This window comes from Geobacillus sp. Manikaran-105, from assembly GCF_002809955.1.
Classification (GTDB): domain Bacteria; phylum Bacillota; class Bacilli; order Bacillales; family Anoxybacillaceae; genus Geobacillus; species Geobacillus thermophilus.
In genome coordinates, this window is record NZ_PIJG01000026.1 from 1 (window position 1) to 19933 (window position 19933).

Below are 19933 nucleotides of genomic sequence, written 5' to 3' on the forward strand. Positions count from 1 at the left end.
CAGCTTTCCTAAAAGATGAATGGCGATGATGACAGCGTCCTCTTGCTTGACCAAATGGCGATTTCGACGATGAAGATGCACCTGAATGCATGAAAGTTGGGCAGAAACAAAAAAGAAAATGGATGCATATTGCTTTTGAATCTTGGCCCGATCTGTAGTAAAATGAAAGTGCTCTTGCATGGGGATTCTCCTTTCGAATGGTAGGTCGCACTTTCATTTTAAGGAGATCCGCAGGCAAGGGCTATTTTTATGCTTGCTTGAGTTTATCTAGCACCACGGGTTTTTTAAATAATGTTCAACATAACGTTTAATATTTTCGACATGCTTTTTATTCATGGAATAACACCTCCTTCTATTTGTATTCATTGCCATTTTAACAAAAAAATGTATAATTAAAACAATCAAAAAAATAAAATTATTCTATACCTGTGGTGCTAGTTGAGCGCTGATGCTCAACCAGCACCATAGGAATAAAAATGGACTCTAAACAGAATAAGGGGGAGGCTTCCATTGCTTCAGTATATCCATTCGCCTTTAGGAAATTGTTGAAAATCCATCCGCTTTCTTTCGCCTCCTCGCTTAGGGGCGCGACAAAAAGCTCGTTTTATCAAAAACTGAAGAGCTGGCTTTTGGTTCGTGTTTACGATTCCATTACCAATCGTTTCGATGATCAAAGAGAGGATTGAGGTCATGAAAAAGAAACCATTTCATTTCCTTTGGATCGGACAATCTTTCGCGAATTTCGGAGATGTGTTCTACATTGTTTCCGTTGTCTCTTGCCTATATCATTTGACATCGAAAGCCATGGCTGCCGCCTTAGTCCCTTTTTTCGTTACATTGTCGTTATTTATTAGTGGAATCGTCGCACCGATATTTTTCGAAAAATATAAACTAAAAACGTTATTGTCCTACGGACAACTGTGTAAAACATTTCTGCTGCTTTTTCTCTCGCTGTTTTTGCAATGGGGTGCGGAACATCACATTGCGATCGTTTACGTTTTTGTATCATTGATCGCTTTTTTAGACGGGATCAATAATCCGATTAAAAACTCCCTCGTTCCTTTTATCGTTTCCAAGGAGGAAATCTTGAAAGCCAACAGTTTTGTAAACACGTTAGACCAATTCATCAAACTTAGCGCATGGCCGATTGGGAGTTTGATTGTCAGTGTAGGGTCGCCGTTCCTTTTAATCAATATCACCTTATTGTTCTATGTCGTCTCAAGCATTCTCATGTTTCTGTTGCATATACAAGAACATACAAAGAAGAAGACGGCTCAAGGCAAAGGCCTAAAGAACTTTCTCCTTTCGATCAGTCTAGGATGGGAATACACGTGGAGAAATGTGCACGCTAAATCGATTAGCTTCATGTCATTTTTTGAAGGAATCGGAAATGGGGTCTGGATTTCGGCCATCCTTTATATGTATGTGAAAGAACAATTACATGTAGGAGAGGAATGGTGGGGATATATTAACTCTGTTTTCTTTGGCGGCATGGTGATAGGGGGATTGTTAAGCGTTAAGTTTAGTCAATCGGTTGAAAAAAATCAGCAATTTTTTGTATTGTTTGGCCCGTTTTGTATCGCTATTGTCACACTGTTATTTGGCACAACGACGCACGGTGCGCTGGCGCTTCTGTATTCCGCCCTGTACGGGATCATCGAACAATGGAAGGTGATTTGCCTTCAGACGATTCTGCAAAAAAATGCCCGGATGGACGCTCTGCCTCATGTTTTTTCCGTGCAGGGAGTCATTAGTTCCGTAACATTCGGAATTTCCACATTGTTAATGAGCTTTATCGCCGATGTTTACGGGATTCGTTTTTCATTTTATTTGTCTGTTTGCTGCTTTTTGATCAGCGGCTGGATCAGTTATCGTCAGCGAAAAATCTGGAGTTATAAGGAGAACCAAAAAGGAGAAATCACGGGAACTATTTTGTGAGCTCCCTCTGTAAATGATCACTTTATTTCAGAACAAAGCAAAGGAATCAGTCTTGCTTAATCATATGGCAGAGTGCAAACCGAAGGATTGTTTGCGCCCCTGCCTTTTCAACATTAGAATCAAAACGCCAATCGGGACGATGAACGTCGCCGACAAATTCTGTCAATAGACTTTACCCTCGATGGCCGTAAGGTTCGAACGCATAAAATGATTGTCGTCGATCCCCCGGGGTTTTTGCACGATTGGGGGTCGACGACAATGCGAAGGCGGGTTTACTTCTTCAGCTGTTCAATCTTTTCCGCCGGCAGCCCGGTCAGCTCGTGGACCGTGTCGACATCGTACCCTTTCGCCAACATTTTCTTCGCGATGTCGATTTTCCCTTCCTCGATCCCTTTTTGACGTCCCTGTTCAATCCCTTGCTTCATCCCTTGCTTCATCCCTTGCTTTATTCCTTGTTTCAACCCTTGTTCGATTCCTTGTTTGACTCCTTGTTGAATGCCTTTCTCGATTCCCCGCTGTTCGTATGAGATGATGAGCTCCATCACTTGTTTCGCTTCCTTCGTCTCCATTTGGCTCACCTCGTTTCGCAGTTGGATTTCCTCCGCTTCGGACAACCGCAAATACGTTTCAAAAAACCCAAACAACAGCCGCTGCTTCGCCTCATCGAGCTCGAGGCGGACTAGCATGCGCAAAAACTCCTTTTTCACTTCCACCTTCTCGCTTTCATTATACCCCATTTTGCTTAACAAGGCGGCGGCAACCGGATTGTCACGGCGGATGTACTCGCGCCACGGCAGTTTGCGCAGTTCCACCGTCAGAAAGCGGAAGTCAAGAACCGTCAAAAATGGAAATTGAATCATCAATGAGGAAGGTTCGTCGTGGCGTTCGTCGTAGCTGAAGATGGCAATCGGGAGGATGCGGCGGCGGTGTTTTTGAAACAAGCGGCTGAAGTAGAGGAACATTCGCTCGGGGAACGTCCGCTGCTTATAGCTTTGATGTTCGACGTGAACGATGACGAGCCCGTCTTCCCCTTTTACCTTTGTTTCGACCAACAAGTCGACGCGGTGCTTCTCCCCGGCTGTCACGTCGGTGAACAGCTCTTCGGAGAGGAAAGAGAGATGGTGAACGTCGATGTGCTCGTACACGTCAGGAAAGAAAAGAAGCAAAAAGTCTTCGAAAAACGTCGACAGCAGCTCCTTGAACAACCGGTCGTGATCGATTCGCTGTTTGGCCACGTTTTCCCTCCTTGCGTTATCAAATTCATTGCATCCTATTCGCTTTCTTCCGGCCCAACTCCTGCTTTTCCCCGAACTTTTTCATCCGTTTCGCTGTTACGGCCGGAATCGGGGCAAGCGGCCTAGTTTTCCCTCGCTTCCAAAACAGGGAGCGCAAACCGTTCTTCCGTTTGCGCTCCCATTCCCCGCTTAGTCGGCCGCCCCATTCGGTGCGGCTCCGCGGTCTCCCGCATTCAATTCGTCGAATACAGGCTGACGAGCTCGTACGTCACCGTCGTCCGGTTGTCTTCCCACTCGAGCTTTTTCACGACCGCGATGCCGCTCGCTTCGCTTTGTACGGTCCGGCGCACTTCAAGCGGCACGTCGAGCGGATACAAGCGGTATCCGTCTTTTTCCAGCACAAACACATTTCCTTGAACGCGCTGTTCCTTCCCTTTGGTCACAATGACCGTCTGCACTTCCATCGGCATGCCCATATGATTTCAACCTCCTTGGCTGCCCATCGATTCGTTGGCGGCCGCGCCGCCTTTCTACTCGTATCGTATCACACCGTCGGCTGTTGTTTCATCCATTGTGTAAGCCTTTGCACCGTCTTGCGGTTGGCTGGCGGCGGAAAATAGTGGGTGAACGTGGGGAAGTACCATGCGGTCACCGGTTTGCCGAGCTGCTTCAACCGCCGTTCCAGCCGCCAAGCGTGCTCAATCGATACGTTCTCATCACGTCCGCCGTGGATGATGAGCACCGGGGCCTTGAGCCGCTCCAAATGGTAGAGCGGCGTGCGGTGCCGATAGCGCTCCGGGCATTTGTTCGGCGTCCCGCCGATGACGCGCTTCATCATCCGCCGCAAGTCTGGCCTCTCTTGATACGTAAGCGCCATATCGGTCACCCCTCCCCAAACTGCGACTGAACAGACCTTTTCCGCCATAAGGGCGGCATGAAGCGCCATCGCCCCGCCGCGCGAGAAGCCGAACAGATGGACGCGCCCCGGGTGGACGAGCGGGTGGCGGCGAAGAAGCTCAAACCCGGCAAATGCGTCATAGCGATCGTCGCCGGCGAAATCTTCGTTCCCTTCCCCGCCTCCGTTGCCGCGGTAAAGCGGGGCGAAGACGGCAAATCCGCGCGACGCGAACTCGATGAGGCGCGGCACTCGCACCTGCCCGACGTTTTTGATCCCGCCGCGCAAATATAAAAACCCGTCGTACACGCCGTTTCCTTTCGGCACCGCGAAAAACCCTTTCACCTTCAGCCCTTGGGACATATAGGTGACAACGAACACCTCGATGCCCGGGTGCGGCGACGGAAACCGGTATTGGTCGATGATGTCCCCGTCCATACGCCCGCCTCCTTCCTACGCGAAACTAGATGATGCGAACCACCCGTCATCATCCCCCAACGCCTTCTTTCATTAGGGCAAGTGGAGATGTCCGACTGCCTCGCCGCTCTTGCATGCCGCCCCTTGGAAGAGCATCAACTTGAAAAAGCCCTCGAGCGCGAGGAACGGCCCGACCGCCACCTGTTCTCGGCCGACCGCCTATTTTTTCTAGGCATTCACACCTTTTTCCCTCCTGCATACGATAAGGTGAAACCAATGTTCACCGCACGTGGACGAAAAGGGGGTAAGCCGCATGAAAAAATGGATCGCATGGTTGTGTTCGCTTCTTCTCCTTTTGCCGCTCGCTGCCTGCAGCAACGGCGCCGACGAAGGAAAAAAACCGCTTAAAACTGTGCGCCTCGCCGAAGTGACGCGTTCGATTTTTTACGCGCCGCAGTACGTCGCCTTGGCGAAAGGGTTCTTCAAGGAAGAGGGGCTCGATGTCGAGCTGACGACGACATGGGGCGGCGACAAAACGATGACGACGCTTCTTTCCGGGGGCGCGGACATCGCGTTGGTCGGTTCGGAAACATCCATTTATGTGTATGCACAAGGGACGGACGATCCCGTCATCAATTTCGCGCAGCTCACGCAAACCGACGGGACGTTTCTCGTTTCCCGCAAAAAAATCGACCACTTTACGTGGGAGATGTTGAAAGGAAGCACGTTCCTCGGTCAACGGAAAGGCGGCATGCCGCAGATGGTCGGCGAATATGTGCTGAAAAAGCACGGCATTGACCCGCATCGGGATTTGAAGCTGATCCAAAACGTCGATTTCGCCAACATCGCCAACGCCTTTGCGAGCGGGACGGGCGATTTCGTCCAGCTGTTTGAGCCGACGGCGAGCCTTTTCGAACAAGAAGGAAAAGGCTATATCGTCGCTTCGTTCGGCATGGAGTCCGGACGCGTCCCGTACACATCGTACATGGCGAAACAAAGCTATATGAAAGAGCATAAAGACGTGATTGAAACATTCACAAGAGCCATCTATAAGGCGCAGCAATGGGTCGACTCGCACAGCGCCGCCGAGGTGGCGAATGCCATCCAGCCGTATTTCAAAGACACCGATTTGGCTTTGATTGAACAAGTCGTCGACCGATACAAAAGCCAAGGCACATACGCGACCGATCCGATTTTGGATGAAGAAGAATGGAACAACTTGCAAACCATTATGGCCGAAGCCGGCGAGCTGCCGAAGCGCATCGATCTAAACACGCTTGTCGATTCGTCGTTTGCCAAAAACGCGATGAACACGCAATGAAAGCGGGTGAACGGAATGTTTCTTTCGATCGACCGCCTTTCGCACACGTATTTGACGAAAACGAACGCCGTCACCGCGCTTGTTGATGTGTCGCTGTCCGTCGAGAAAGGAGAATTTGTCTCCTTTCTCGGCCCAAGCGGCTGCGGCAAAACGACGCTTTTGTCCATCATCGCTGGGCTGATTGAACCGACGGAAGGGGCGGTCCACATCGAAGGCCAACCGATTTGGCCGAGCGGAATGGCCGCGCCGACGGCGCGGCGCGCGGTCGGCTACATGCTTCAGCAAGACTACCTATTCCCATGGAAAACAATCGAAGAAAACATCCTTCTCGGCTTAAAAATGACTAGAACGCTAACTGCTCAAACCAAAGAACGGGCGCTCGCTCTGCTGGCGGAGATCGGCCTTGGCGGCGTCGAGTCGTATTACCCGAGCCAGCTGTCCGGCGGCATGCGCCAGCGTGCGGCGCTCGTGCGCACGTTGGCGACCGACCCGAAGCTGCTTTTGCTTGATGAACCGTTTTCCGCCCTCGATCAACAAACAAAGCTGAAACTGGAAGAACTCGTTTGGAAGACGTTAAAACAATACGAAAAAACAGCGGTGCTCGTCACCCATGACATCGAAGAAGCCATCGCCATGAGCGACCGCATTTTCTTGTTTTCGCCGCGCCCCGGCCGCCTTGTGCGGACGTTTGTCATCCCAGATGAACTGCGCGGCCGTCCGCCGCTTGCCGCCCGCCGGCATCCGGCGTTTTCGCCATTGTTCCAATCCATTTGGAAGGAGATGGAGGACCTTGAAGCTGCTCCATGATCGCATCGAATCGCTGCACCGTGAATACCTCGCCGCATTGCGCAAAGAGCGGCGAGTGATCCGCCTTTGGCAGACGGCGCTACTTGTCGCCTTTTTCGCCGTCTGGGAAGCGGCGAGCCGCTTCCATTGGGTCGATCCGCTCCTATTCAGTTCGCCCTCCGCCATCGCCAAGCTGTTTGGCGAAAAACTCGGCGATCATTCGCTGTTTGTCCACACGTGGGCGACATTGTTTGAAACGTTGCTCGGCTTTCTGATCGGCACCGCCGGCGGGGCGCTCATCGGCGCGGTCCTCTGGTGGTTTCCGCGCCTGGCGAAAACGCTCGATCCATATTTGGTCGTCTTCAACGCCATGCCGAAAGTCGCCCTCGGGCCGATTTTGATCGTCGCGCTTGGGCCGGGATTTACGTCGATTATCGCCATGGGCGTCGTCATTTCGGTCATCATCACAACGATTGTCGTCTATTCGGCGTTCCAAGAAGTTGATCCGAACTATTTGAAAGTGCTGCGGACGTTCGGCGCCACCCGCTACCAATGCTTTCAAGAGGCGGTGCTGCCGGCGTCGTTCCCGGCGATCATTTCGACGTTGAAAGTGAACGTCGGCCTCGCTTGGGTCGGCGTCATCACCGGCGAGTTTCTCATCTCCAAGCAAGGGCTTGGGTATTTAATCATTTACGGCTTCCAAGTGTTCAACTTCACCCTTGTGTTGATGAGCCTGCTCATTGTCGCCTTGTTGTCTACAGGGATGTATCAGCTTGTCGCCTTGATCGAAAAAAAATGGGGAAACCGCCGCTAGCGGGACGCTCGCCGAATGTTGCCGGGCGTCTCGTTTCATTCCTGTCGTCCCAATGAGCCGGCATCCGCCGCTTTTGGGAAGCCCATCTTCGGGAGCCGCCGATCAGCGCCCCTTTTCAATCGATCAGCCCGCGCTGTTTCAACTTGGCAAGCGCCAGTGAAAGCACGTCATCTTTCATGAAATAGCTGAAACGCTGATCGGCGCGGATGTCATCCGGCAGCTCCTCAAGCAGCACCGGGCCGTTCGTTTCCAAATACGACCCCCGCTCGACGAGCGCAGCGATGTCGGCAAAATACATGTTTTTCACGATATCCGGCTCCACTTTATATTGGCCGATGTATTCAAGCCGGCCGACGATTCCCCCCGTTTCTTCCATCACTTCGCGGGCCGCGGCTTCCGCCGCTGTTTCCCCTTCTTCCACCTTGCCGCCGGGAAACTCAAGGCCGCGGCGCGGATGATCCGTCAACAGCCATCGCCCGCCATAGCGGCAAATGACCCATACATGCCCGGGGGAGGGGGAAAACGGATGATCCGCAAAGGCCAGCCGAACGCGATGTCCGTAATAATCGCGAAATTCATGCATCGGACTCTCTCCTTTCCTCTCCCCATTATACAGAAAAACGCCGCTCGACTCGCGGCGTTTACTCTTCTTTTTCGTCCGGAAGAATGCCCATCGAGCGGATGTGTGCTTTCGCTTCGTCGTTGCCGAGCTCATAAATCATTTTGTAAATGTCGACCATCGTCCGGTCGTACGCATCGTTTTCCCGGTCGTAATGGTATTGAATATACGGCACGTGGGCGCGCCAAAACGCCTGCCAGTCGGTCGAGTAGTTCTGGTCGAAATACTCGCGCAGGCGGGCGATTTCCTCATCAGTCGCCTCGATTTGAAAGTCCCACGGCGACGCGGTTTTCAATTGGGAAATTTCCCCGGTTGCCATCGACACGTAATACGTCTTTTTCCGTTCGTCTGCCACCTTCGTTCACTCCTTCTGCTCTTTTTGCTTAGTGTGGGGCAATCGGGGAAAACTATGCTCATTTTATTTCATCTTTCAACAGCTCGATCGCCTTGGACGAAGCAAAAGGCCGTCCCCCGGCCTGAGGACAGCCTCCTTATTCTTATCGTCCTAAGAACGATTTCAACATCCAGACGTGTTTTTCCAAGCTGCGATGAATGCCAAGCAGCATATCCCCCGTCGTTTCATCGTTCACTTCATCCGCCAGCTGCATGCCTTCTTTCAGCTCGCCGGTCATCGTCTCAAAGTCGCCGGCAATGGCGGCGACCATCTGCTCGGCCGTCTCCGTCCCGGTCGCTTCTTTGACGGACGCCTGCTCGAGGCAGTCTTTCATCGTCGCCACCGGCTTTCCGCCCAACGCCAGCAGCCGCTCAGCGAGCGCATCAATATGGCCGGCCGCTTCGTTGTACAGCTGCTCAAACTTTTCGTGAAGCGTGAAAAACTGCGGGCCGGTGACGTACCAATGGTAGTTGTGCAATTTCACGTACAAAACAGTCCAGTTGGCGATTTGTTTGTTCACAATGTCGGTTAACGGTTTGGCCATGTCCATTCCTCCCTATCGTTCACTTACCCAACTTGTCCGCTCGTGAAACAACCGAACGGTGTCGATGGATAGCTTGCCCGATTGCGGTGGAAATATGAGTGGCTGGCCTTTTTGTATGCTATAATGGAAAGAAAAAAAGGAAGGCGTCATCATGTACTGGACGTTAGCCGTTTGTCTCATCATTGCGGCCGTCATTTTGGCGGCGGCGGTCGTCACCACCTCGAAAGCGTACAAGTACGAGCATACGGTGGACCCGCTTCCTGGGGAACAAGACGGCAAACAACAAGACGGCCCGAAACAGCCTCACTAGCGGCTTGGGGCCGGCTTGTTTGTCAGCCAAACACCTTTTTCAGCTCGTTTTTGTCTTGCGCCAGCCAAAAGCGCATCAAGTTTTTCGCCGCCTCTAAGTCATGGAGCTTCGCCTGGCCGCATTGCCGCTCCGTCGCCGCCGGCACCTCGGTCGCGTTCAAAGCGTCTTTCATCGCCTCTTCAAGCAAATCAATGATCTCGTCCACGGTCGGCGAGCCGCTCACGACAAGATAAAACCCAGTTTGGCAGCCCATCGGCGAGATGTCGATAATATCGAAATGATCATATTTCGCCGCATGTCGGCGCAGCGTATACGCCAACAAATGTTCGAGCGTATGAATCGCGGCCGGGTCCATCGCTTCTTTGTTCGGCTGGCAAAAGCGAATGTCAAACTTATTGACGACGCCGTCGCTGCCGACTTTGTGAACGCCGCAATGCCGAACGTACGGCGCTTTGACCGCGCAATGGTCCAATTCAAAGCTTTCCACAGGGGAAGGCATGCCCATCACTCCTCGTCAGTTGTTTTCGTTTTTATCATAACCAAAACGGCGCCTGTCCCGCACCTTTTTTGCCTGCCGCCCGTCCCGTTTGCGGCGGCTGCCGCAAAAAGGCGGCGCCAAGCCGGCCGTTCCCAAGCCCCAAGCGGGAAACGTTTTCCGCGAAAATGCATGCGCCTTGATGAACCATTTTCATGCCTAGGTGGAGGGCAAAACGCTGCCCATGCAACGTTTCCGCGAAAACGCCCGTTTCGTGCCCGGACGGAGGAAAAACTGCTGCCCATAGGACTTTTCTGGCTAACTTGATCCAGTTGGAGGCCGAACTGTGTTTCACCTGCTTTGCTTCCGCGCGGCACGAAGCATCCCTTTTTCTTGAACGGCGGAATGATTTGTCCTATGCTAAAGATAGTCAAGCTAGAAAGGAATGGTTTCGGTTGGCCAAACTGCTCATTATGCTCATCCGCTTTTACCAGCGGTTTCTCTCCCCGCTCAAACCGCCGACATGCCGCTTTTCCCCCACCTGTTCAAGCTACGGCATCGAAGCGATTCGGCGCTTTGGCGCGCTCAAAGGGGGATGGCTGACGGTCAAGCGCATTTTGAAATGCCACCCGTTCCATCCGGGCGGCTTCGACCCTGTTCCCGAGCCGGCCCGGCGTCCGAAACGAAAAACATAACGAAAGCCTCTTGCCTTCGGCTTTCTTTTTTTGTATGATGGATCATGTTAAATCGTAATGATTACTATTTTCATACATAAAGGAGGCAAAACAGATGAACAAACTTTCGGTCAAGGGTCAGGGAAACCGGCCGTGCTTCATCATTTTCAAATCGTAATGATTACGATATAATAAAAACGCCTATCCCCATTCCAGAAAGGAGTCGACCATGAGAGCTGCACCCATCCTTCTATCCTTGCTTTTAACGGCAAGCGCCTTGCTATATGGTTGCCAATCGAAACCGGAGAACGAGACCGGGACGTCAAACGATCGCCTGACGATTTACACGACCGTCTATCCGTTGGAAGACTTCACGAAAAAGATCGGCGGCGATCTTGTTGAGGTGAAAAGCATTTATCCGCCGGGCGCGGAAGCCCATACGTTCGAACCGACGACGAAAACGATCGAGCAAATCGCCGGGGCGGACGCGTTCCTTTACATCGGCCACGGGATGGAGCCGTTCGCCGAAAAGCTGAAGGAAACATTACAAAATGAGCATGTCCAATTTCTTGCGGCCACAAACGGCATCGAATTGCTTGAATCAAACCACGAAGAGGGGCATGAGGAAGAGCACCAAGACGAACACGGGGAAGAACATGAGCATGACCATGGAGACAAAGACCCGCACGTCTGGCTCGACCCGATCCGCTCGATTGCGGTCGCCGAGAACATCCGCGATTTGCTCGTTGAACTGAACCCTGAAAAAAAGGAACAGTTCAACCAAAACTTTGCAGCGTTAAAAGCCAAACTCGAGCGCCTTGACGGGCAGTTCCGCTCCGTCATCGAAAAAGCGCCCAAAAAAGAGATGCTCGTCGCCCACGCCGCCTACGGCTATTGGGAAGACCGCTACGGCCTCCGCCAGCTGAGCGTTTCCGGGCTATCGCCGACGAACGAGCCGTCGCAAAAAGAACTCGTTGCGCTCGTCGATCTCGCCAAACACCACCATATCCGCTACGTTCTTTTCGAGCGGAACATCCCGGTGAAAACCGCAGAAGTCATTCAACGCGAGATCGGTGCCAAAGCTTTATATTTGCACAATCTCGAATCGCTGACCGATGAAAACCGAAAGCAGCAACGCGATTACTTCGACTTGATGAAAGAAAATATCAAAACAATCGAACAGGCGCTTCGTTAATCCCCTGCCCCCGCCCTGGCCATTTGGGCGGGGTTTTTTAACATCTTTTCGAAAGAAGTCCCCCACTTCTAAGTCAAATGAAAGTGGGAGATGAATGTCGGTTGGCGTTAGCCAACGAATAGGATAAAATCTGTTAGAACGGACACCTTCGGAACGAAGGGAAGCGTAAAGGGTTCTTGTGTGTGGCTTACCGTTCGGCGAACACGCACAAGTCGCTTGAAGCCCCACCTCCAAGCGAAGCGTAGGTGGCGGGTAGTTCACAAATAGGACAATACTCGCCCCCATGGCAGCGTAAGCAATTCCCTTTCCCGTTAAACAGGCGCTCCCCTTCCTTCGCTTCCGCCGTCAATCAAAATAACGATTTTCATTCTCAATTTATGATTATACATTGTCCCTCCGCATCCGTTCAAGCAGAAATCCATTCGATGCGGCGGCCGACCGTCCATAAAAAGCAGCATTCCAATTCGCACGGGCAAAATCCGACCGCCTCCCGGCATAAAAGCGGCACTTGTTCCTTGCAGCGCCGGATTTCGTCCTCTTCGTCCCGCCAGAGCAGCACGCGGACCCGGTCGCAGTAGACGATATACAGCCGCGCCGCTTCCCGTTCTTCCCCGCCAGCCAACAACAGCGGGGTCTCCTCCCGTTCCTCCGGCCCAAAAAACTCGAGCAAATGGTCCGTCACTTTCGCCAGCACAAGGCCGTAATGAAGCGGCGATGGGAACGCGGCCCGAAGCAGAAGCGGACGATGCCGCTCAATGGCGTGCAGCAGCGAAAACGGCGAGCGTAGCGAAGGGGCGGTTTGGCAATACGCTTCGACCACGCGTCGAAGAAAGGCGCCGACCGCACAAGGACGCTCAGGCAAAGCGTGGTGACATGCGGCGCTCACATGGCCTCCCCCCGTTTTACGCATGTTTTTCAAGCTGCTCGAGCACAGCGTGAATCGAGCTCCACGACCGCTTGACAAAATAAATGGGCTTGTCTTTGCTTTTCGCCTTCTCTTTTACTTTTTTTGACAAGTTGTGGTTGATGTAATCGGTCATCACCAAGACAGCGTCCACATGTTCCGGAATGCCGCGCTTCACCATGTTCACTTTCCGGCCGCTCACATGAATGATTTCGCGGAACCCGGAATCCGCCAATTTATCCGTAATATGGCCTAAGTGGTCAGCTCCAACGACAAGCAGCGATGCCATAGCGCCATCCTCCTCTTTCGGTTCTCTCTGCTTTCATTTTAATTGAGAATGATTTTCTATGTCAATGATAATGATAGATATTTTCATTTAAAAATTGCGGCAGCTTCGCTCATAAATTTCGCCGCAACCGCCAAACTAGTAGTGCCGGCGATTTCATCACGACAAGGGGGATCCATCCATGGCCAAAGACGTTTTGTGTGAAGTGCGCAACTGCCATTATTGGGCGGAAGGGAACCGTTGCAGCGCTGATGCGATTTACGTCGTCAGCCATGCCGGAAACATGGCGTCTGATTCGTCGGAAACGGACTGCAAAACGTTTACTCCTTCCAATGAAGCGTAACGATTCAGCAAATAAAGCGCTGCCCGGCGTTGCGGGCGGCGCTTGCATCGTTAGAGGGGGATGACGGTGGACAAGCGCGCCAGTCTCATTCAAGCGTTCCAAAAGGAACTGAAGCGGACTCGCCCGATGGCGTCCCCGCGTTGCATCGACTCGTTCGCCAATTTGTGGGAGTACGAATTCGGTTCGTTCGAGACGCTGCCGCCGGATTTGAAACGGCTTGTCGCTTATCGAGCGGCTGAGATCGGATGGACGGATGATGACGTGTAAGGCGGGCAAACAGACGAAGCGAGCGCCCTGCTTAAAGACGGGACGCTCGCTTTTCTGCTTCCGGAATCAACGTTTTCAATTCGCGGCGCAATAGTTTTTGCGCCGCATTGCGCGGCAGCGCGTCGACGAAATAAATGCGCGCCGGCACTTTGTATTTGGCGAGCCGCTCGCGGCAAAACTGCTTCAGCCCATGCTCATCAGCCGCGGCGCCTTTTTTCAGCACTACAAAGGCACACGGCACTTGCCCCCATGTGTCATCGTCGATGCCGGTCACGCCGGCTTCTTCGACATCGGGGTGCGACAGCAGCACCGCTTCGATTTCGGCCGGATAGACGTTTTCCCCGCCGGAAATAATGAGATCGGAGCGGCGGTCGAGCACATACAAAAATCCGTCTTCGTCGACATAGCCGATATCCCCGGTGTAAAACCAGCCGCCGCGGATCGCCCGTTCCGTCGCCTCGGGGCGGTGCAAGTATCCTTTCGTCACGTTCGGTCCTTTGACGACAATTTCCCCAGCTTCATACGGCGCAGCTTGTTTTCCGTCTTGCATAATGCATAGCTCGGCCGGAAAGAGCGGCTTGCCGGCGGAGCCGAGTTTCGTCAGGCTGTATTCGGGCGCCAGCGTCACAATTTGCGATGACGTCTCCGTCATCCCGTACGTCTGGTACACCGGAATGCCTTTTTCCTTGCACGTCTCAAGCAGTGGGCGCGGCGCCGGCCCGCCGCCAAGCAGCATGCAGCGGAACGTATCCGGATAGCGCGCTTCCCCAAGCTCCGCCACCATCCGTTGCAGCATGGCGGCTACCACCGACATGATCGTCACCGTTCCGTTCATAATCAAGGCGTTCGCTTCCTTTGGGTCAAATGACGGCTGAATGTACATCGGCATGCCGTAAATGACACTGCGCATGGCGATCGACAGGCCGCTGATGTGAAACAGCGGCACGGCCGCAAGCCAGCAGTCGCCTTCGTGCAACCCGAGATTGAGCGCCGAGCCGACCGCGCTCCACCAGTGGTTGCCGTACGTTTGCAGCACGCCTTTCGGGGTGCCGGTCGTTCCGGATGTGTACATAATCGTCGCCGTCTCGTCCAACTCGAGCGTTTCCTTGAGCAGAACGTCCGCTTCCGAAAGCGCGGCGAGCGCGCTCGTCGTCATCACCCGTCCGTCGCCGCCAAGGCGCCCGGCCAGTTCCTCATCGGCAATGACAAAGCGCGCGCCGCTGTCATCGAGCTGCCAGCCGAGCTCATAAGACGTGAGGCGCACGTTTTGCAGCAAGGCGCGGGCGCCGAGCAAAAACAAGGCATGGACGATCTCGATCATCTCGATGCGGTTTTTCATCAAAACGGCGACGATGTCGCCTTCCCGAACGCCCGCTGCGGCGAGGCGGCGCGCCCATGACGCCGACGCTTCGTACAGTTCAGCAAACGTTTTCGCCCGCTCTCGATCGCGAACGGCCGTCCGCTCCGGGGTTAAAAACGCCCGCTGCTTCAGCCAGTTTGGCATTGTGGTCATGCGTTCTCCTCCTTTCGGCCGTTTGGCGTGCCGGCCCATCGCACAAGGCGCCGCCGCTCCCGCCAAAAAACACCCGCCGCTGTGGAAACATCCTGTTCCGGGGCGAGGTTGTTCCTTCCTTATGTGCCCCGCTGGCAGCGAGATGCGAAAAAGCAGCTTGATGCGGCATCAAGCTGCTTGGTCCGTTCTCACGGGAAACGCGGGAACTGGCCGAAGTCCGGCTTCCGTTTTTCCTTGAACGCCCGCATTCCTTCTTTCGCCTCTTCCGTCGTATAGAATAGAAGCGTCGCATCGCCCGCAAGCTGCTGAATGCCGGCCAGGCCGTCGGAATCGGCGTTGAACGCCGCTTTTAAGAAGCGAATGGCGGTCGGGCTTTTCTCCAAAATTTCTTGCGCCCATTTGACCGTTTCTTCTTCCAGCTGCTCGAGCGGCACGACTTTGTTCACAAGCCCCATCTCGAGCGCTTCTTGGGCGTTGTACTGGCGGCACAAATACCAAATTTCCCGCGCTTTTTTATGGCCGACGATGCGCGCTAAATAGCCGGCACCATAACCGCCGTCAAAACTGCCGACCTTTGGCCCCGTTTGGCCGAAAATCGCGTTGTCGGCCGCAATCGTCAAGTCGCAGACGACGTGGAGCACATGGCCGCCGCCGATGGCATAGCCGGCGACCATCGCGATGACCGGTTTCGGAATGACGCGAATGAGCCGTTGCAAATCGAGCACATTGAGGCGCGGAATTTCGTCCTCGCCGACATATCCCCCATGGCCGCGCACTTTTTGGTCGCCGCCCGAGCAGAATGCTTTTCCGCCCGCGCCGGTCAAAATGATGACGCCGATATTCGAATCGTCGCGCGCTTTTGTGAACGCGTCGATCATCTCATTCACCGTTTTCGGCCGAAACGCGTTATGTACTTCCGGACGGTTGATCGTAATTTTGGCGATGCCGTTGTACGTTTCGTAAATAATGTCCTCATAGTCATACTGCTTCACCCATTCAAACGGCATTTACACTTCCCCCTTTGTCATGAATTCACTTACTATTGTAGCAAAAACACCGGGCTGTTCCACGTGAATTGCATGTCCGGCTCCCGGAACGCAGACGAACCTGCTGTTGGGCAGCCGCTCATGCATGCGGGCGGCGATGCGGCAAAACTTTTCATCACGCTCCCCGCAAACAAGAAGCACGGGCATGTCAAGTTCCCTAAGCCGCTCCCACCAAGACGGCTGCACGCCGGTTCCCATCCCGCGCAAGCTGTTGGCAAGCCCTTCAGCCGTATGGCGAAGCCGCTCACGGCGGACCGCCGCCCTTACAGACGCCGGAAGCGCCTGTTGCGTGAAAAAAAGCGGAAGACGCTCCCAATGGTCGACGAACGCACGCACCCCTTCCTGCTCGATCCGCTGCGCAAGCGCCTCATCCGCCTCTCGCCGGGCGCGCCGCTCCGCATCCGTCTGCAGCCCCGGCGAACTGCTCTCCAGCACAAGGCGGCGGACGCGGTGCGGATGCAACATGGCGAAAGTCAACGCCAGCCGCCCGCCCATCGAGTAGCCGACCACGTTCGCTTTCTCGACGCCAAGCTTATCAAGCAACGCCGCCAAGTCGGCGGCGGCGCGTTCGATCCGATACCGCCGGGCGTCCTTTGGCGCTTCCGTCCGCCCGTGCCCAAGCAAGTCCGCCGCAATCAGGCGGAACCTCCGCCAAAACGGGTGGAGCGGCCGCCATGTGTCCGCGCTGCCGGTAAACCCGTGCAACAATAAAAGCGGCTCCCCTTCGCCATATTGTTCCACATGGTAACGAACCCCATTCAGCTCCACATCAAACCATTCCTTTATGTTCGAGAAATTTCGCGATTTCCTGGGAAACACGTTCCCACAAAAAACGATGCATTTGGACATTTTCCGCGCGCGACGTGCGCACTTCGACAACATGAAGCCCGCCTGCTTCAAACGATTCCGCCACTTGACGGCGAAATTCGTCCCACGTACGCGGCGTTGCGTGCCGTCCGCCGTACATCCCAACGGCATCGGAAAACGACAAACCGGTCGGCGTGCCAAACAGCGTTTCAAACGGCCCTTCATGACGCGCCTGCGGCAAAAAGGAGAAAATGCCGCCGCCGTTGTTGTTCAACAGCACAATCGTCGCCTGCAATCCGTGCATTTTCGCTGCCAGCAGCCCGTTCAAATCGTGGTAAAACGACAAATCGCCGATCACGAGCGCAAGCGGCCCCGCGGCGGCGCCGGCCCCCAAGGCGCTCGAGACGACGCCGTCAATGCCGTTGGCGCCGCGGTTGGCAAGCACGCGGAGCGGCTTGTCCGTCGACCAGAAAAACGTATCGGCGTCGCGGATTGGCATGCTGTTGCCGATATACAGCAACGCGTCCGGCGGCAACAATTCGGCAAGCTCGACGAACACCTTCCCTTCAAACCATTCGGTTTCTGGCAAGTGCTGCCGCAACACGGTGCGGGCGATGTCGTTCATTTCCCGCCATGCCGCCGACCAGGGGCTTGAGGCCGCTTTCGGTTCGGCCACACGCAACAGCTGCCGGCACAACGCTGTTTCGTCGCTTTGCACCATGCAGGCGGCCGACAGCGTCGGGTCGCGCCAGCCGCCGTCATCGACGACGATTTGGCGGATCGAGCGATGCCGCTTCAGCCATAACAACAGCGGCTTGGACACCGGCATGGCGCCGAAGCGGAGCACGACATCGGGCACAAGCTTGGACGCGATTGCCTCGTCTTTTAAAATCGCGTCATAGCTGTCAATGACATACGTTTTGTCGTGCGCGCCGGCGCGCAACTGCGACAGCGGATCGGCGAGAATCGGAACATCGAGCGCCCGCGCGAGCGCGGTGACCGCCTCGGCGAAACCGGGCCGGTCGAGCGGCCCGCAGATGATCAGCCCGCGTTGAGCCGCGGCGAGCTCTTTATACAGGCCGGCCGCGCTTTCATCAGAAACCGTCGGCCGGCCGTTCACCACACGCGGCGCCCCTTTAAGCGCCTGCACGCGCTCCCAGACGCCATCGTCAATTTCCGGAACAAGCGGCTCGCGGAACGGCAAATTGACATGCACCGGCCCGGCCGGCGCAGCAGCGGCCGCTCCAACAGCCCTTGCCGCCATCGCCTGCGCATAGCGAAGCATCCCTTCCGCTTCTTCCGGCAGCGCCAAATCGACAAACCATTTTGCATAGCGGCCGTATAAATGAAGCTGATCGATCGCCTGCGGCGCGCCGACATCGCGCAGTTCATGCGGCCGGTCCGCCGTCAGCACGACGAGCGGCACGCGCGAATAGTGGGCCTCGACGAGCGCCGGCAAGTAATTGGCCGCCGCCGTGCCCGAGGTGCACACCAATGCGACCGGCCGCCGCTTCGCTTTCGCCATGCCAAGGGCGAAAAAGGCGGCTGACCGCTCGTCAATGTGCATCGAAAAGCGGAGGGCGGGGTGCCCGGCGATCGCCATCGCCAGCGGCGTTGAGCGCGATCCGGGGCTGATGACCGCCTCCGCCACCCCGGCTTGCACAAGCCCATCGACAAAAGCGGCTACATACAACGACAACGCCTCAGTCATGGTGCATCACTCCTAACGCCGATAACATTGGCGCCATTTTCACGTTCGTCTCCTCGTACTCGCTTTGCGGATCGGAGTCGGCGACGATGCCGCAGCCGGCAAACAAGAACGCTTGACTGCCAGCAAGCAAAGCCGACCGAATGGCGACCGCCCATTCCCCGTCACCATAAGCGTCCACCCAGCCGATCGGAGCGGCGTACCACCCGCGCTCGAGCGGCTCGAGGGCGCGAATCGTTTCCATCGCTCGTTCGCGCGGCGTCCCGCCGAGCGCCGGCGTCGGATGCATCCGTTCCACCAGACGCAACACGGACGGCTCCCGGCAGCCGCGGCCGACAACCGGCGTGCATAAGTGCTGAATATGAGGAAGCTTGAGAAGCTGCGGCCCGTCCGGCATCTCGACCGCCTCGCACACCTCGGCGAACAAGCGGCTGATCATGCGCACCACAAATTGATGTTCTTGGCGGTTTTTCCGGTCGGAAAGCAGCCAGGCGCCGAGCCGTTCGTCTTCTTCGACCGTCGCCCCGCGGCGCGCCGATCCCGCCAGGCAAATCGAACGGCACGTCTCCCCCTCTTTTTGGACGAGCTGCTCCGGCGATGCCCCGATTAAACAGCGGCCGTCTTGTTCAAAGGCAAACAAGTAGGCAAACGGCTGCTGCTCGCGAAGCCGGGCCAATACGGAGCCAGCATCGATCGTTCCGGCAAATGTCAACTGCCGGGCGCGGGCGAGCACGACTTTGTCAAGCGCCCCGGCGCGAATCGAAGCGATCGCCTGTCGGACCGCCTCCATCCACCGTCCGCTGTCTGCTTCCCGAGCCGCGACGAGCGCGGGAAGGGGGGCCGGAAGCGGCGGTGCAGCGATTCGCCCAAGCAGCCGGCCGACCTGCTCGATTTCCCGCCCCCCACCGCCGGCAGGCAGCGTGACGGTCAGCTTCGCCTGCCCGTTCCGCATCGAAAGAAGCACAGCCGGCGCGATCAGTTTTCCGGCTGAAAACCCGCGCCATACGTCCGTCGGCGTCCGGTGCGGATCAAAGGAAAACCCGCCGAACAGCAGCGGCGGCGCATCCGTGTCGCCATGCCGCTCGATTTGGCTGGCCCACTGCCGGCGGCGCGCATCGACCTCGCGAAACCGCCCGTCCTTTTCCCCCGTCTCAATTGCATGCACCGAGCCGAGGCCGACCAAGATGGTGCCGCCGCTTCGGTCCGACCAAAAAAACCGTTCGCGGAATCCGCAAGACGGCCCTTGCATAAAAAAAGAAACCGGATCGACGCCTTCCAACGATTCCGTCCAGCTGACAAACGGCCGCGCCGCCCGCACCGCCAATTCGTGCAGTTGTTGTTGGAGTGTATGTTGAAATCCAATCGCCACGATCCTCACGCTTTCTTTCGTAAAATTCCCTCTCCATCCCCTGCTTCCCATTATCCATTATATATAATAGGAA

General features: G+C 55.3%; 23 protein-coding genes and 1 pseudogene. 9 read left to right on the plus strand and 15 right to left on the minus strand.

What is annotated here, in order from left to right; translation table 11 throughout:
* Positions 1-180, minus strand: a pseudogene (locus CV945_RS09170) (IS982 family transposase); the annotation flags it as partial.
* Between the two features lie 510 nt (positions 181-690).
* Between CV945_RS09170 and CV945_RS09175 the strand changes: the two are divergent.
* Complete coding sequence (locus tag CV945_RS09175; RefSeq protein WP_100659610.1) at positions 691-1938, plus strand: MFS transporter; 1248 nt, start codon at positions 691-693, stop codon at positions 1936-1938.
* A gap of 272 nt (positions 1939-2210) precedes the next feature.
* Here the strand turns inward: CV945_RS09175 and CV945_RS09180 are convergent, their stop codons facing one another.
* The 3 genes from CV945_RS09180 to CV945_RS09190 all read right to left on the minus strand — a co-directional run bounded on the left by CV945_RS09180 (position 2211) and on the right by CV945_RS09190 (position 4506).
* Positions 2211-3173: an Rpn family recombination-promoting nuclease/putative transposase gene (locus CV945_RS09180; protein WP_100659611.1), complete on the minus strand. Its 963-nt coding sequence runs from the start codon at positions 3171-3173 to the stop codon at positions 2211-2213.
* A 233-nt stretch (positions 3174-3406) separates the two neighbouring features.
* A complete protein-coding gene (locus CV945_RS09185) occupies positions 3407-3649 on the minus strand; it encodes a DUF2584 domain-containing protein (RefSeq protein WP_033009830.1) in 243 nt (80 codons plus the stop codon).
* A 68-nt stretch (positions 3650-3717) separates the two neighbouring features.
* Positions 3718-4506: an alpha/beta hydrolase family protein gene (locus CV945_RS09190; RefSeq protein ID WP_033009832.1), complete on the minus strand. Its 789-nt coding sequence runs from the start codon at positions 4504-4506 to the stop codon at positions 3718-3720.
* 292 nt (positions 4507-4798) lie between these two features.
* On the opposite strand from CV945_RS09190, the gene CV945_RS09195 reads away from it, so the two are divergent.
* From CV945_RS09195 to CV945_RS09205, 3 genes are read left to right on the plus strand one after another with little or no spacing between them, the layout of a single operon-like run.
* Positions 4799-5806, plus strand: coding sequence for an ABC transporter substrate-binding protein (locus CV945_RS09195; protein WP_100659612.1), 1008 nt, complete (start codon positions 4799-4801; stop codon positions 5804-5806).
* A 15-nt stretch (positions 5807-5821) separates the two neighbouring features.
* Complete coding sequence (locus CV945_RS09200) at positions 5822-6613, plus strand: ABC transporter ATP-binding protein (RefSeq protein ID WP_100659613.1); 792 nt, start codon at positions 5822-5824, stop codon at positions 6611-6613.
* Positions 6597-7406: an ABC transporter permease gene (locus CV945_RS09205; RefSeq protein WP_100659614.1), complete on the plus strand. Its 810-nt coding sequence runs from the start codon at positions 6597-6599 to the stop codon at positions 7404-7406. The genes CV945_RS09200 and CV945_RS09205 overlap by 17 nt, the downstream gene beginning before the upstream one ends.
* A 115-nt stretch (positions 7407-7521) precedes the next feature.
* On the opposite strand, the gene ytkD is transcribed toward CV945_RS09205, so the two are convergent.
* From ytkD to CV945_RS09220, 3 genes are all read right to left on the minus strand, one after another.
* Positions 7522-7989, minus strand: a complete 468-nt coding sequence (gene ytkD / locus CV945_RS09210; protein WP_100659615.1) for an RNA deprotection pyrophosphohydrolase — start codon at positions 7987-7989, stop codon at positions 7522-7524.
* A gap of 58 nt (positions 7990-8047) precedes the next feature.
* Entirely contained in the window at positions 8048-8380 is a 333-nt protein-coding gene (locus CV945_RS09215) for a hydrolase (protein WP_094239126.1), read from the minus strand.
* A gap of 142 nt (positions 8381-8522) precedes the next feature.
* Positions 8523-8963: a Dps family protein gene (locus CV945_RS09220; RefSeq protein WP_100659616.1), complete on the minus strand. Its 441-nt coding sequence runs from the start codon at positions 8961-8963 to the stop codon at positions 8523-8525.
* A 151-nt stretch (positions 8964-9114) separates the two neighbouring features.
* On the opposite strand from CV945_RS09220, the gene ytzI reads away from it, so the two are divergent.
* The gene (gene ytzI, locus CV945_RS09225; RefSeq protein ID WP_198518495.1) at positions 9115-9273 is read left to right on the plus strand and encodes a YtzI protein; all 159 of its coding nucleotides are present in this window, start codon (positions 9115-9117) and stop codon (positions 9271-9273) included.
* 22 nt (positions 9274-9295) lie between these two features.
* Here ytzI and CV945_RS09230 read toward each other — a convergent pair whose 3' ends face one another.
* Positions 9296-9772: an S-ribosylhomocysteine lyase gene (locus tag CV945_RS09230; protein WP_100659618.1), complete on the minus strand. Its 477-nt coding sequence runs from the start codon at positions 9770-9772 to the stop codon at positions 9296-9298.
* Positions 9773-10221: 449 nt separating this feature from the next.
* On the opposite strand from CV945_RS09230, the gene yidD reads away from it, so the two are divergent.
* Together yidD and CV945_RS09245 are read left to right on the plus strand one after the other, a co-directional pair.
* Positions 10222-10443 (plus strand): membrane protein insertion efficiency factor YidD, encoded by a 222-nt coding sequence (gene yidD, locus CV945_RS09240; RefSeq protein ID WP_369806425.1) that lies wholly within the window; start codon positions 10222-10224, stop codon positions 10441-10443.
* A gap of 208 nt (positions 10444-10651) precedes the next feature.
* On the plus strand, positions 10652-11617 hold the full coding sequence (locus tag CV945_RS09245) for a metal ABC transporter substrate-binding protein (protein ID WP_100659621.1): 966 nt from the start codon (positions 10652-10654) through the stop codon (positions 11615-11617).
* A 406-nt stretch (positions 11618-12023) separates the two neighbouring features.
* On the opposite strand, the gene CV945_RS09250 is transcribed toward CV945_RS09245, so the two are convergent.
* Together CV945_RS09250 and CV945_RS09255 are read right to left on the minus strand one after the other, a co-directional pair.
* On the minus strand, positions 12024-12503 hold the full coding sequence (locus tag CV945_RS09250; protein WP_100659622.1) for a hypothetical protein: 480 nt from the start codon (positions 12501-12503) through the stop codon (positions 12024-12026).
* Positions 12504-12519: 16 nt separating this feature from the next.
* Complete coding sequence (locus CV945_RS09255) at positions 12520-12810, minus strand: DUF2325 domain-containing protein (protein WP_033009850.1); 291 nt, start codon at positions 12808-12810, stop codon at positions 12520-12522.
* 178 nt (positions 12811-12988) lie between these two features.
* Between CV945_RS09255 and CV945_RS09260 the strand changes: the two genes are divergently transcribed.
* On the plus strand, positions 12989-13150 hold the full coding sequence (locus CV945_RS09260) for a DUF1540 domain-containing protein (RefSeq protein ID WP_080729586.1): 162 nt from the start codon (positions 12989-12991) through the stop codon (positions 13148-13150).
* Positions 13151-13216: 66 nt separating this feature from the next.
* On the plus strand, positions 13217-13417 hold the full coding sequence (locus CV945_RS09265; RefSeq protein ID WP_033009865.1) for a hypothetical protein: 201 nt from the start codon (positions 13217-13219) through the stop codon (positions 13415-13417).
* Positions 13418-13448: 31 nt separating this feature from the next.
* On the opposite strand, the gene CV945_RS09270 is transcribed toward CV945_RS09265, so the two are convergent.
* From CV945_RS09270 to CV945_RS09290, 5 genes are all read right to left on the minus strand, one after another.
* A complete protein-coding gene (locus CV945_RS09270) occupies positions 13449-14930 on the minus strand; it encodes an o-succinylbenzoate--CoA ligase (RefSeq protein WP_100659623.1) in 1482 nt (493 codons plus the stop codon).
* A 188-nt stretch (positions 14931-15118) separates the two neighbouring features.
* Positions 15119-15937: a 1,4-dihydroxy-2-naphthoyl-CoA synthase gene (menB, locus tag CV945_RS09275; RefSeq protein ID WP_033009854.1), complete on the minus strand. Its 819-nt coding sequence runs from the start codon at positions 15935-15937 to the stop codon at positions 15119-15121.
* Entirely contained in the window at positions 15938-16744 is an 807-nt protein-coding gene (menH, locus tag CV945_RS09280; RefSeq protein WP_044742321.1) for a 2-succinyl-6-hydroxy-2,4-cyclohexadiene-1-carboxylate synthase, read from the minus strand.
* 1 nt (position 16745) lies between these two features.
* Positions 16746-18494, minus strand: a complete 1749-nt coding sequence (gene menD / locus CV945_RS09285) for a 2-succinyl-5-enolpyruvyl-6-hydroxy-3-cyclohexene-1-carboxylic-acid synthase (protein ID WP_033009858.1) — start codon at positions 18492-18494, stop codon at positions 16746-16748.
* A complete protein-coding gene (locus CV945_RS09290; protein ID WP_094239134.1) occupies positions 18487-19860 on the minus strand; it encodes an isochorismate synthase in 1374 nt (457 codons plus the stop codon). The genes menD and CV945_RS09290 overlap by 8 nt, the downstream gene beginning before the upstream one ends.
* Positions 19861-19933 lie beyond the last annotated feature (73 nt).

What these genes read in the sequence shown, in the direction of transcription:
- CV945_RS09175 (WP_100659610.1), top strand. Translation starts at nt 691, where the DNA reads ATGAAAAAGAAACCATTTCATTTCCTTTGGATCGGACAATCTTTCGCG.
- CV945_RS09185 (WP_033009830.1), bottom strand. Translation starts at nt 3,649, where the DNA reads ATGGGCATGCCGATGGAAGTGCAGACGGTCATTGTGACCAAAGGGAAG.
- CV945_RS09190 (WP_033009832.1), bottom strand. Translation starts at nt 4,506, where the DNA reads ATGGACGGGGACATCATCGACCAATACCGGTTTCCGTCGCCGCACCCG.
- CV945_RS09195 (WP_100659612.1), top strand. Translation starts at nt 4,799, where the DNA reads ATGAAAAAATGGATCGCATGGTTGTGTTCGCTTCTTCTCCTTTTGCCG.
- CV945_RS09200 (WP_100659613.1), top strand. Translation starts at nt 5,822, where the DNA reads ATGTTTCTTTCGATCGACCGCCTTTCGCACACGTATTTGACGAAAACG.
- ytkD (WP_100659615.1), bottom strand. Translation starts at nt 7,989, where the DNA reads ATGCATGAATTTCGCGATTATTACGGACATCGCGTTCGGCTGGCCTTT.
- CV945_RS09220 (WP_100659616.1), bottom strand. Translation starts at nt 8,963, where the DNA reads ATGGCCAAACCGTTAACCGACATTGTGAACAAACAAATCGCCAACTGG.
- ytzI (WP_198518495.1), top strand. Translation starts at nt 9,115, where the DNA reads ATGTACTGGACGTTAGCCGTTTGTCTCATCATTGCGGCCGTCATTTTG.
- CV945_RS09230 (WP_100659618.1), bottom strand. Translation starts at nt 9,772, where the DNA reads ATGCCTTCCCCTGTGGAAAGCTTTGAATTGGACCATTGCGCGGTCAAA.
- yidD (WP_369806425.1), top strand. Translation starts at nt 10,222, where the DNA reads ATGCTCATCCGCTTTTACCAGCGGTTTCTCTCCCCGCTCAAACCGCCG.
- CV945_RS09245 (WP_100659621.1), top strand. Translation starts at nt 10,652, where the DNA reads ATGAGAGCTGCACCCATCCTTCTATCCTTGCTTTTAACGGCAAGCGCC.
- CV945_RS09255 (WP_033009850.1), bottom strand. Translation starts at nt 12,810, where the DNA reads ATGGCATCGCTGCTTGTCGTTGGAGCTGACCACTTAGGCCATATTACG.
- CV945_RS09260 (WP_080729586.1), top strand. Translation starts at nt 12,989, where the DNA reads ATGGCCAAAGACGTTTTGTGTGAAGTGCGCAACTGCCATTATTGGGCG.
- CV945_RS09270 (WP_100659623.1), bottom strand. Translation starts at nt 14,930, where the DNA reads ATGACCACAATGCCAAACTGGCTGAAGCAGCGGGCGTTTTTAACCCCG.
- menB (WP_033009854.1), bottom strand. Translation starts at nt 15,937, where the DNA reads ATGCCGTTTGAATGGGTGAAGCAGTATGACTATGAGGACATTATTTAC.
- menD (WP_033009858.1), bottom strand. Translation starts at nt 18,494, where the DNA reads ATGACTGAGGCGTTGTCGTTGTATGTAGCCGCTTTTGTCGATGGGCTT.